The following is a 13,003-nucleotide window of genomic DNA, read 5'->3' as shown; positions in this document are numbered from 1 at the left end:
TATGAAAAAATATTCGATAGCAATTCTTGCAGGGTGTTTTCTTACCATATCCTGCTCCAAAAAATCTGGTGGAGAAACTACAGTGTTGCCGCCACCGGTAGTTGTACAGGATACCAGTTTGTATAAGATGGTATCATTCCCGGTTGGGGCATCAGTAAATATTACCCTGATGAAAAACAACCTGAAGTATAACGGTATTGTAACAAAGGAATATAACAGTGTTACTGCAGAAAATGCCATGAAGTTTGCGGCATTACATCCTGCACAAAATACTTTTAACTGGACAGATGCAGATTACCTTGTAAATTTTGCACAAACCAATAACAAACGTGTGCATGGCCATACGCTGGTATGGTATACATCATTGCCATCGTGGGTTACCGGTTTTTCCGGTGATTCTGCTGCATGGGAAAATTTGTTGAAGACACATATTCAAACTGTGATGGCACATTTTAAGGGTAAAGTAGCATCCTGGGATGTAGTGAATGAAGATTTTGAAGATACAGGCATACCACGTAACAGTATCTGGAGGCAAAAGTTAGGCAATGATTATGTGGCCCGTTGTTTTCAATATGCGCATGAAGCAGATAGTGCTGCACTATTGTTTTATAATGATTACGGACATGAATACAGTGCTGCAAAAAGAACTGCGATCATTGCCATGGTCAATAATCTTAAAAGCCGCGGTATTCCTATTGATGGAATAGGTATGCAGTTTCATACCACGGTTGGCCAGTCTGATGCCAATATTGCAGCCGCTATAAACACGGCGGCATCCACCGGGTTAAAAGTACATATTTCAGAATTGGATATCAGGTTAAACGCAGCTTTATCGCAAAGCTTAACTTATACCGGTACATTAGGTCAGCAGCAGGCGGCACGTTATAAATTTATTGTACAAACATTTAAAGCCATTCCTGCAAACCAGCAATTTGGTATCACCACATGGAATGTTACTGATGCTGATTCCTGGATTCCGTCATGGCAGGGCGCACCGGATTGGCCATTGCCATTTGATGCAAATTATTTGCGTAAACCTGCATACAAAGCAATCATTGAAGGCGCAAAATAAATCGTTGATTCATCCTGTTTCATATAGCAGCAGTCAGGGTTTCATAAAAGCGTAAGGGTGATTCTTCACTTTTACGCTATGAAACCTCTCTTGCTTTTATTCATAAAATAATATCATGTTTAAAAAAAATAATATTCAGCAAATAGTTTTTATTCTAACTGTTTTTATAATTGTTTGTATTAACCCGGTAAGTGCACAACAACAATTGTTACAAAATATTTATGGCCGTTCCCATACCAGTTTAAATGGCAGGTGGAATTATATCATTGATCCTTATGAAATGGGCTATTATGATTATCGGCATATGCCATTTGATCAGTCACCATCTGGTAAAGGCGGCTTTTATGATGACCGTAAACCAGCAGATAAAACAGATTGGGTAGAATATGACTTTGATCTTTCTCCTGCCATGAAAATTCCCGGCGACTGGAATTCGCAGGCAGAGAAATTACAATTGTATGAGGGTACAGTTTGGTTTCGTCAAAAATTTAAAGCATCTCCCAAAGCTGATAAACAATACATCCTGTATTTTGGTGCTGTAAATTATGAAGCGCATGTATACCTGAATGGTAAAAAATTGGGTATGCACAAAGGAGGATTTACACCCTTTCAATTTGATGTGACCGGTAAATTAAAAGATGGAGAAAATTTTGTTGTGGTAAAGGCTGACAATAAACGTTACCCCGATGAAATACCAACCGTAAATACAGATTGGTGGAATTATGGCGGCATTACTCGTGATGTATTGCTGGCAGAAGTTCCTTTAACTTATATCACCGACTACAAAATACAATTAGCTAAAAATAGCCTCAATAATCTTGAGGGGTATGTACAATTATCGGGTAACCAGAAATCACAAACCATTACGATCAGTATTCCTGAAGCAGGAATTAAACAAATGGTAACTACTGATACATCCGGAAGAGCAGTAATTAATATTCCTGTAAAAAAAATGCAATACTGGGCTCCCGAGAACCCGAAATTGTACAATGTAGAAATTACAGGTGGTACAGATAAAGTTACCGATCGGATTGGTTTCAGAACAATAGAGACAAAGGGTCAGGATATTTTATTGAATGGTAAATCAGTTTTTCTCAGGGGCATTTCCCTGCATGACGAAAATCCGCTGATACCCGGCCGCTTAAGAGGAGAGGGAGATATGCGTATGATGTTGCAATGGGCAAAAGAACTGAATTGTAATTATGTACGCCTGGCACATTATCCGCACAGCGAAGAAATGATAAAGCTTGCCGATGAAATGGGATTAATGGTTTGGGCAGAAGTACCGGTTTACTGGACAATCTCCTGGGAAAATGCGGCAACATTTAACAATGCACAAAAACAATTAACTGATCTCATTACAAGAGATAAAAACAGGGCCAGCGTTATTATCTGGTCGATGGGCAATGAAACGCCGCTTAGCGAGCCCAGGAATATTTTTATGGGTAAGTTGGTTTCCACTGCACGGTCATTAGATGATACCAGGTTAATAGCAGCTGCATTGGAGATACACCGGAATGGGAATAATGTAGTAGTAGAAGATCCTTTAGGAGAAAAATTAGACCTGGTAAGTTTTAATGAATACGCCGGCTGGTATTGGAGCAATACCAAAGACATGCTGAATTATACATTCGATATCAAATACAATAAGCCGGTTGTTATTACAGAGTTTGGTGCTGATGCATTAGCAGGTTATCATGCAGATGATGCCACCAGGTGGAGTGAAGAATACCAGGAACTGTTGTATAAAAATCAATTTACGATGCTAACGGCAATGCCTGGCCTGCGTGGGATGACACCATGGATACTAACCGATTTTCGTTCGCCGAGAAGGCAGCATCCTTATTTCCAGGATTTCTGGAACAGAAAGGGATTGATCTCAGAGACAGGTAAAAAGAAAAAAGCATTTTATACTTTAAAATCATTTTATGATGGCATACAGGCAAAATATAAATAAAGCGTTTATCCGGTCGGTAGTTACAGCAAGCTGCTGCTTAAACATCGGAATAATAAAAATTGTGGCGCAACAACAAACCAATGAGTATACTGCCAGGGTAGAAGCAATGGTGCCCAACAGCGAAAAGAAAATGTATGGTACATGGAAATGGTATCCTACAAGAACCATGGAAACATTAAACGGATTCAAAGCAGGCGCTGCTATCAAAACAGATAAATACGGAGCCCGTACAGATAAAAAATTTACAGCAACCGGTTTTTTTTATGTGCAAAAAACAAATGGCCGCTGGTGGATCATTGATCCCGATGGCTACCCGATGATCAATATCGGATTGAATAATGTAGCCACGGGTGCATCTGACAGCAGTATGCAGTTACTGCAATCGCAGTATGGCAATAAAAATAATTGGGCAGATAAAACCAAAACTGTCATGCATGAACTTGGTTTTAATGCATTGGGGGCATGGTCAGACAATGAATCTTTTCAGCAGGTAAAAAGCCAGCAAAAAAATCCGTTTTCATACACTATCATCAAGGGATTTATGAGTGATTACGGAAGGCAGCGTGGTGGCACTTACCAGGCATCCGGGCATACGGGTTACCCTGATAACACTATTTTTGTTTTCGACCCTGAATTTGAAAGTTTTTGTGATGGTTATGCAAAGCAACTTGCTGCAAATAAAAATGATAAAAACTTATTAGGCTATTTTTCTGATAATGAAATGCCATTTCAAAAATTATCGCTGGACAGATACCTGGCTAAAGCGGATACCACCGATCCCGGTTGTATAGCAGCAAAAAAATGGTTAATTGAAAAAAAAATTGCGATTGCAAATATTACCGATAAAGAACGAAACGAATTTTTAGGAGTGATGGCAGAACGTTATTATTCCATTGTTTCAAAAGCAATAAAAAAGTACGACCCCAATCACATGTATTTAGGCAGCCGCTTTCATTCTTACGAAAAGAAGGTAGCAGAAGTGTTTCAGGCAGCAGGAAAATATGTAGACCTTATTGCAGTAAATTATTACAGGGAGTGGACACCGTTGCAGGAAGATGTTACCAACTGGGAAGCGTGGAGCGGCAGGCCGTTCATCATCACCGAATGGTATACCAAAGGAGAGGATAGCGGAATGCCTAACTATTCCGGTGCCGGCTGGATCGTTCGTACACAAAAAGATCGGGGATTGTTCTATCAGAATTTTGCTTTGGCTTTACTGGAATCAAAAAATTGTGTAGGCTTTCATTGGTTTAAATACCAGGATAATGACCCAACCAATTTAAAAACAGACCCATCTAACCGTGATGCCAACAAAGGCATTGTAACGCTGGGGTATAAAGTTTATAGCGACCTTACCGATAAAATGAAGGAACTCAATGCGAATGTTTATCAACTGGTCGATTTTTTTGATCAGCGAAAAAAATAATTGTTGTAAAAATTAACTGCCAATTATTATGAATCTTAAACAACTTGCCAAGGAACTGAATTTATCATTCTCTACTGTATCAAAAGCTTTACGCGACAGCCATGAAATAAGCAACAGTACAAAAGAAAGGGTATTAGCAAAAGCAAAAGAACTTAATTACCAGGTTAATCCTTTGGCAAGTAGTTTCAGAAAACAAAAAACTAAAACAATAGCAGTTATTATTCCTGAAGTGGTGAATGATTTTTTTGGCCCGGTAATTAATGGCATTGAGTCTATTGCCCAGGAAAAGGGTTATCATGTTTTAATTTATCTTACCCATGAGGACATGGCAAAGGAAGTTGCGATCACTCAGCTTTTACAAAACGGGAGAGTGGATGGCCTGATGATATCTTTATCTGCAAAAACTACCGATACCACTCACCTGGAAGTACTGAAAGAAAAAGAGATACCGCTTGTTTTTTTTGACAGGATTGCTGAACACATCGATGCACCTAAAGTTATTACTGACGATTTTAGCAGTGGTGCCGAAGCAACACAGCACCTGATTGAAAATGGATGTAAACGGATTGCTTTTCTTTCTATTTCCCAATCGCTTTCTATAAGTAATAAAAGAATGAATGGGTACCTGGAGGCGTTAAAGAATAATAATATACCAATAGATGAAAGCCTGGTAGTGCATTGTGATGGAGACAGCCCCGGTGATAATGATCTTATCCGTGCATTATTGAGTCGTAAAGACCGTCCTGATGGCATTTTTGCTTCAATAGAACACCTGGCCATTGCAACCTATGAAATTTGTGAAGCATTAAAATTAAGGATACCACGTGATGTTAAAGTGATCTGTTTTTCTAATTTAAAAACCGCCGGGCTGCTTAACCCTTCCATGACAACCATCACGCAGCCTGCTTTTGAGATTGGCCGTGAAGCGGCCTCTATTCTTTTTAAATTGGTAGAAAAAAAAGGGCACCATTTTTTGCTGGAAAAAACGATAATAAAATCAACATTGGTCAAAAGAAATTCTACGAATGCAAAAATAAAAAAGTAGTTATTTCTCAAATGTAGCCGGCCGTAATATTTGAGGAGTGCAATACGCTCTGCAAAAGGTATCTTCTTTCTTATTGTAATCATTTTTTGCTGCAAGCGTAGCCGTCAGGTAATGTGCATTTTTTAACAGCTGCTTTTTTCTTTATCATCATTAATCCGGCTGAGTTATTTTTTATTACACGATAGCATAGGGACATATTTATTTACTACAACGTTGTAGTAAATAAATGTTAGCCGGTGCAAATGAAATTTATTTCGCAAACTACTAAAACAGACTACAACGTTGTAGTGAATAAATGTCTGCACTTTATGTTGTGCTATTTATTTTTTTCTAAATTTTACATTGCTAAATAAGAATGTCTTCATTAACCAAAACCGATTGTTATGCTTAAAAAGAAAATCGCTTTTTCTATTTTATTGTTTTTTTGTGGCATTATAGCAATGGCCCAGACAAAAACAATAACAGGAAAAATCACCACTGCTGAAAATGCACCACTCTCCGGTGCCACAGTACAATTAAAAAAATCCACGGTCACTACCAAAACAACCAATGACGGTACTTATTCAATAAGCATTCCGCAAAATTCTTCAGGCGTTCTTGTCATCACCAATGTGGGGTACGAATCAAAGGAAGTTGCTATCGGAAATTTAACTGCTATTGATGTAAGCTTAACAGAAGACCTGAAGGGATTGAATGAAGTGGTGGTGGTTGGTTATGGCACCCAGAAAAAAAGTGATGTGATCAGCTCAGTAGCTTCTATTAAACCAGAGAAAGTAACCCGTAACGCCACTTTAGATGTAGGCGAAATGTTACGTGGTAAGGCAGCAGGTGTAATGGTTACCACAAGTGATGCCGGCCCTGGCGGAAGTTCAAATATACAGATCAGGGGCAGACGGTCAATTTCTGCATCTACAGCGCCGATTGTAATTGCCGATGGAGTACGGATCGGTTCTATTAATGATCTTAATCCAAATGATATTGCTTCAATAGAAATTTTAAAAGATGCAGCGGCCCAGGCCATTTATGGAGCAAGAGCCTCCAATGGCGTGATCCTGATCACTACCAAGAGAGGTAAAGCAGGTAAGCTTACTATAAATTATAACGGTTACTATGGTACGCAGACTGCACATAGAAATTTTGATGTTTATTCAGGTCCTGAGTTTGCCCAGTTAAAAAGAGAAGCAGACAGGGCTGTGAATAAAAACATCATGCGCTCGGATGCACTTATTTTCAGCGCAGATGAATTAGCTGCCATTGCAGAGAACAGGACCATTGATTGGTCGGGACAAATTCTGAAACCTGCGCAAATTCAAAATCATGATTTGAATTTTTCTGCGGGAAATGATAAGACAACCGTATACGTTAGTGGTAATTTCCAGGATATGACCGGGATAGTGCCCACAACAGATATTAAGAAAGGTACTGTAAGAATGAACCTGGAACAGGTATTGACGAGTTGGTTAAAGGCAACATTAAATACTTCAACGCAATCGTCGGTATCAAGCGATCCCGGTGTAAGTGGTATTGTTCGCCAGATTGTTACAGCGTCTCCGTTAGGTAATATCTATAATGCAGATGGATCATTCAATGTTCGCCCGGGCGGCAACCAGGAAAGTTTTAATCCATTGCTTAATCTGCAGGAGACAAAAAATAAAGTAACCAACAGGAACGATCTTGTAAATATAATTTTTGATATCAGCCCGATAAAAGGATTTAATAACAGGATCAATGCAAGCCGCAGATCATGGAATTACAAGGAGCTGAATTATAATACCAAATTATCTGAAAGCGGTGTAGCCAACGGATATGCCAATGGCAGTATTTATTTCCAGGAAAATGTAGAGTGGCTGGTGGAGAATATTATGAGTTATAAAACCAAATTCAGGGACCATACTTTCAATTTTACCGCAGTAGGAAGTTTAAGCCAACAGGATTATTATAACTTCAGAAATTCCGCTTCTAAAATATCTAATGATATCCTGGGTGTATACGGACTGGAATCTGCACTCATCAATGTGCCCACCATCGGGGGAAATTCCCGCAAACTTGTAACCGGTGTGGGAAGGGTGATCTACGATTATAAATCTAAATATTCCGCACAGGTAACTTTTACAGCAAATGGCTCTTCTGTTTTTGGAGCAGACAATAAATGGGGTTACTTTCCTGCTGTAGCAGTGGGCTGGAATATTTATAAAGAAAAATTTCTTTCAAACTTCAAACCACTTTCAAGTCTTAAATTAAGGGCCAGCTATGGAAGTGCCGGTAATGAAGCCAACGGGCCTTACGGAAGTTTAAGCTTAGCTAACCAGGTAGATTATTTATATGGTGCAGACAGGGTTTCAGGTTATACTCCCGGTAGTTCATTGCCTAATCCTAAATTAAAATGGGAAACTTCAACCACAATGAATTTGGCGGTTGAGTTCGGGTTTTTTAACAATCGCCTTTCGGGATCTGTTGAATATTACAACACGAGTACCACAGACCTGTTAGTAAACAGGCAACTTAATTCTTCAATCGGGTATTCTTCACAACCTTATAATATCGGTGAAGTGCTGAATAAAGGTATTGAGATACAACTTGATGCCGTGCCGGTAGAAACAAAGGATTTCAGGTTGCAAACCGGTATCATCTTTTCAAAAAATAAAAATTCTATAGTAAGATTATATGGAGATTTGAATGGTGACGGAAAAGAAGATGATGACGTAGCTAATAACTGGTTCATTGGTCAGCCAATTCAAATATTCAGGCAACCTAAATATCTTGGTGTATGGCAGGCATTGGAAGTATATCCGGGATCTACTTTTAATAAAACCACCGGCAAGTGGGAAATAGGTGGTGTGCAGGCTCCCGTAGCAGTTGATAAAAACGGTTTACCCATCATCGATCCTTTTACAGGCAAAACACCGGTACCGGGTACCTGTAAAATTGAGGATAAAAACGGCGACGGTAAAATTAATGCAGATGATAACTATATTACCTCTCAATACCCGGACTGGATGGGGTCATTTAACTTAAGTGCTACCTATAAAAACTTCGATCTCTCCATGGATATCTATACTGTGCAGGGTATCACAAGGAATAATCAATTTCTGTATGATTATACTGCAGGTGGTGATTTAAGAGGGAACAGGAACGGAATTAAAGTGGATTACTGGACACCGGAAAATCCTGCCAGCATTTATCCACAGCCTAATGCCGGTACCTCACCTCCGGGCATGACCAATCTTGGATTACAGGACGCTTCTTACTGGAGATTACAAAATGTTACTATCGGGTATAATTTCCCTAAAAAACTGATCTCCAGATTTAAGTTTTCTAATTTCAGGATTTACGCCACCGGGCAAAATTTAATTACTAAAACTGATTACCAGGCCTATAGTCCGGAACAGGACCTGTATGCTTATCCCATGACTAAGAATTTTATTTTCGGAGTAAAACTTGGCTTGTAATAAAGCTGACGTAAAAACGGGATTTTAATTTTTATCAACCAAAAAAATAACGAATGAAAAATATAAAAATAATTTTAATCGGGGCACTGGCATTAGCACTGCTCAATTCTTCCTGCAAAAAGTGGCTTGCCGAAGAAAATTTTACACAGATCGGGTCGGATGTAATTTATAAAGACGAGGCAGGTTTGAACGTAGGTTTGGGTGGCTTGTATAATTTACAAAGAGCTTATGAAAGATTAAGTGATGCAACAGGCTTAACACAAAATAATCTTTGGGTGTATTGCGCTGATGATTTGGGATGTACCAGAACTTTCAATGACGCACAGGTATACAAATCTGCAATGACGCCAACTGGTTTTCCAAGAGGTAAATGGAGTTCCGGTTATCAATTAATAGACAGGGCCAGTGCAATTATTACTGCGGCACCCAATGTTAGCTTTTCTTCAGCTGCCAACAAGGCAAGAGTAATAGCAGAAGCAAAAGTTATAAGGGCAATGACCTATTTTAAACTCTGGCAATTGTATGATAATATCTTGATTGATACTATTCCAACCACTGTTGACAACGCTTTTGATCCCATTGTATATGCACCGGCCTCTAAGAACGATGTATTAAACCTTATCAATTCCGACCTGGATTATGCTATTGCAAATTTGTCGTACACTGTTAAGCCAGGCCAGGTGAGCCAGGGTTTGGCACGCCACCTGAGAGCACAGGTAGCTTCATGGCAAAGCGACTGGGCAACAATGGCAGCACAATGTGATGCGATTATCAATAATGGCGGTTACAGTCTACAGGCCATTGATAAAGTTTTTGGTGCCGATGTAAATCATAAAGAAGCATTGTATACCTACCAGTATGATGAGGTAACAGGCGGAAGTGATAACCTTGCGGGAGGAAGCCAGCATATTCTTTCTGCTGTATTTACTGCACGGTATTATGAAATGCCGGGAGGTTATATGATTGAAGATAATAACTGGGGTGGTAATTCATTTGCATGGACAACACCTAATAATTATTTAAAAAGCCTGATGAGCTGGGATCCTGCAACAGGTCTTTCTCCTGATAAAAGGTTTACCAACTATTTTTACCCGGATACTGTGATCGGCAATAAACCAGGCTCTGCATATTATGGTTTAAAACTACCAAGGTCTGCTTATCCTGATAATTACAGGCAATATCACTGGAGTATTAAAAAGTACCAGGATTTTACCAAGCCGGATGGCAGGGCCGGAAGTTTTAAAGATGTGATCGCTTATCGTTTGGCAGAAACGCTTTTATTAGGAGCCGAAGCACATTGGAGGCTGACGAATAATGCAGCTGATCCGATAGCATTGTCGTACATAAACAGGGTTCGTACAAGAGCCGGCATGCCCGGATTTACCACCATTGATCAAAAAACAATTTTAGAAGAATCGGCACGTGAATTAGCGTTTGAGGGTGGCCGTTGGTTTTTATTAAAGAGAATGGGTGTTTTAGTGAGCCAGGTTAATCAATACCACACATTTGGCAGTGCTAAAACAAATGAAGCCGTTTACCCGATGCAGCCCTATATGGTTCGTTGGCCAATACCACAAGATCAGATTGATCTGATGGCGCCTAACTTTCCACAAAATACAGGATATTAAAATATACTGTATGAACCGGGGTTGATAATGAAAATTACCTGCCCTGTTTTTAATAACAGGAATTAAGAATACCAGGTTTGATCTCAGTCTTTTTTTTTCATATAGCAGTAGTTGGGGTTTCATAAATGCGTAAAAGTGATTTGTCACTTTTACGCTATGAAACCAATAAGAAAGAAGTTAGCATCGGGAGTAAAAAAACTGGAACCTTGTAACAGATCAGTATGAAAAAAAATATTCTTTGTTTGCTTATCATTGCTATGCCTGCTACCAATTTTGCACAGCAAGCCACTCCTTTGTATAAAAACAAAAATGCAGCAATTGAAAGCCGTATCAATGATTTGCTGAAGCGAATGACATTGGAAGAAAAGATCCTGCAAACCAATCAATGGACCTACGGAAAAAATGCCAATGCCAATAATATAGAGGCCAGTAAAAAAGCTGTGAGGCCGGAGATTGGTTCCCTGATATACCGCAGCATTAATCCTGTTTACCGCAATGAGATCATGCGTAAAGCAATGGAAGAATCCCGTTTGGGTATTCCTATTTTAATGGGCTTTGATGTGATACATGGTTACCGCACGGTTTATCCTATCCCTTTGGCGCAGGCTTGTTCATGGAATACTGATTTAGTATCGCAGGCTTGTGCAGTAGCTGCAAAGGAATCCAGGTTATCTGGTGTAGACTGGACATTTTCTCCCATGATTGATGTAGCCCGTGATGCAAGATGGGGAAGGGTGGCTGAAGGTTATGGCGAAGACCCTTATGTAAATGCGGCATTTGCGGTTGCATCAGTAAAAGGATACCAGGGAAAAAAATTATCTGATTCATTTTCTATTGCGGCCTGCTTGAAACATTATATCGGGTATAGTTTATCGGAAGGCGGCAGAGATTATCACTATGCTGACGTATCTGCACAAACGCTTTGGGAAACTTTTATGCCACCTTATGAAGCTGGTGTAAAAGCCGGCGCCGCTACTTTAATGAGTGCCTTTAATGATATCAGTGGCGTGCCTGCATCTGCTAATAGCTATACGTTGACAGCAATATTAAAACAGCGCTGGAAGCATGATGGCTTTGTTGTTTCTGACTGGGGCTCTATTGAAAATTTAATACCACAAGGTTTTGCTAAAGATAGAAAAGATGCCGCTTTAAAATCCTTTATGTCGGGTGTGGAAATGGATATGGTAGATAACGTGTATGTAGAAAATCTGCAGCAACTGGTGAAAGAAAATAAAATTCCGTTGAGTAAGATAGATGAAGCGGTGAGAAGAATTTTAAGAATAAAATTCAGGCTGGGGTTATTTGATCAGCCTTATGTGGTGGAGTTGCCGGAAAAAGATCGTTACTATCAACCGGCAAGTATGGCTGTTGCAGCAAAGCTTGCAGAAGAATCGATGGTGCTGTTAAAAAATAATAATCAGGCATTGCCTCTTACAGACAAAATAAAAAAGATTGCTTTGATAGGCCCGATGGTTAAAGACAGTATTAATATAATGGGTTCCTGGGAAGGGCAGGGTACTGCCGCATCAGTGGAAACTTTATTCAGTGGATTTGAAAAGGAATTTGCAGGTAAAGCGGTGCTGAATTATGCAAAAGGCTGCGACTTTGAGGGTACTGATGAAACTGGTTTTGAAGAAGCGATCAGTGCAGCACAGCAATCAGATGTGATCATTATTTGTATGGGAGAAATGAAAAAGTGGAGCGGAGAAAATGCTACCCGTTCAACTATCGGGTTACCGGCGATACAGGAACGTTTGGTAAGTGTATTAAAGAAAACAGGTAAGCCGGTAATTCTTGTGTTATCTAACGGGCGCCCTATAGAATTAGGCCGTTTAGATAATTTGTCAGACGCCATGCTGGAGATCTGGCAACCTGGTATTGCCGGCGGCACAGCGGTTGCCGGTTTAATTTCCGGACGCTTAAATCCTTCAGGAAAATTAGCGATCACATTTCCGTTAACCACCGGGCAAATACCAACGTATTACAACATGCGTCAATCAGCAAGGCCTAAATTAGGCGGTTACCAGGATATTGCTACAGAACCCAGCTATTGGTTTGGTCACGGCTTAAGTTATACCACATTCTCTTATGGAAAAGTTACTCTTTCAGATAGTGTGATTAAGAAGAATAATAAAATAATTGCGGAAGTTGAAATAACCAACACAGGTGTAAGAGACGGTAAAGAAACTGCATTATGGTTTATTGCCGATCCGGTGGCATCCATTACAAGGCCAATGAAAGAGTTAAAATATTTTGAGAAAGTGGCATTGAAAGCCGGAGAGAAGATAAAAGTAAAATTTGAAATTGATCCGCTTCGTGACTTAAGTTTTCCTGATGCAAATGGTATACGCCGGCTGGAAAGCGGCACCTTTTACCTGATGATCAGCAATCAAAAACTAAAGTTTGAATTGACGGATTAAATATTT

At 39.6% G+C, this 13,003-nt stretch carries 7 protein-coding genes; all 7 read left to right on the top strand.

What is annotated here, in order from left to right; genetic code table 11:
* Position 1 precedes the first annotated feature (1 nt).
* The 7 genes from ACYVM0_RS08120 (at position 2) to ACYVM0_RS08090 (ending at position 12,997) form a co-directional block, all read left to right on the top strand.
* Entirely contained in the window at positions 2 to 1,072 is a 1,071-nt protein-coding gene (locus ACYVM0_RS08120) for an endo-1,4-beta-xylanase (protein WP_460555173.1), read from the top strand.
* 115 nt (positions 1,073 to 1,187) lie between these two features.
* Positions 1,188 to 3,029 carry a glycoside hydrolase family 2 protein gene (locus tag ACYVM0_RS08115; protein WP_460555170.1) on the top strand — a complete coding sequence of 614 codons (1,842 nt, stop codon included), beginning with the start codon at positions 1,188 to 1,190 and terminating at the stop codon, positions 3,027 to 3,029.
* Positions 3,001 to 4,455, top strand: a complete 1,455-nt coding sequence (locus ACYVM0_RS08110) for a hypothetical protein (protein ID WP_460555167.1) — start codon at positions 3,001 to 3,003, stop codon at positions 4,453 to 4,455. Before ACYVM0_RS08115 ends, ACYVM0_RS08110 begins: the two co-directional genes overlap by 29 nt.
* A 28-nt stretch (positions 4,456 to 4,483) precedes the next feature.
* On the top strand, positions 4,484 to 5,500 hold the full coding sequence (locus ACYVM0_RS08105; protein WP_460555164.1) for a LacI family DNA-binding transcriptional regulator: 1,017 nt from the start codon (positions 4,484 to 4,486) through the stop codon (positions 5,498 to 5,500).
* A 383-nt stretch (positions 5,501 to 5,883) separates the two neighbouring features.
* A complete protein-coding gene (locus ACYVM0_RS08100) occupies positions 5,884 to 8,949 on the top strand; it encodes a SusC/RagA family TonB-linked outer membrane protein (RefSeq protein WP_460555161.1) in 3,066 nt (1,021 codons plus the stop codon).
* A gap of 53 nt (positions 8,950 to 9,002) precedes the next feature.
* A complete protein-coding gene (locus ACYVM0_RS08095) occupies positions 9,003 to 10,577 on the top strand; it encodes a RagB/SusD family nutrient uptake outer membrane protein (RefSeq protein WP_460555158.1) in 1,575 nt (524 codons plus the stop codon).
* 221 nt (positions 10,578 to 10,798) lie between these two features.
* On the top strand, positions 10,799 to 12,997 hold the full coding sequence (locus tag ACYVM0_RS08090) for a glycoside hydrolase family 3 protein (protein ID WP_460555155.1): 2,199 nt from the start codon (positions 10,799 to 10,801) through the stop codon (positions 12,995 to 12,997).
* Positions 12,998 to 13,003 lie beyond the last annotated feature (6 nt).

This window comes from Ferruginibacter profundus, assembly GCF_054783275.1.
Note: the sequence above shows the minus strand (reverse complement) of the source record. Positions and strands in the feature narration are given on the sequence as shown.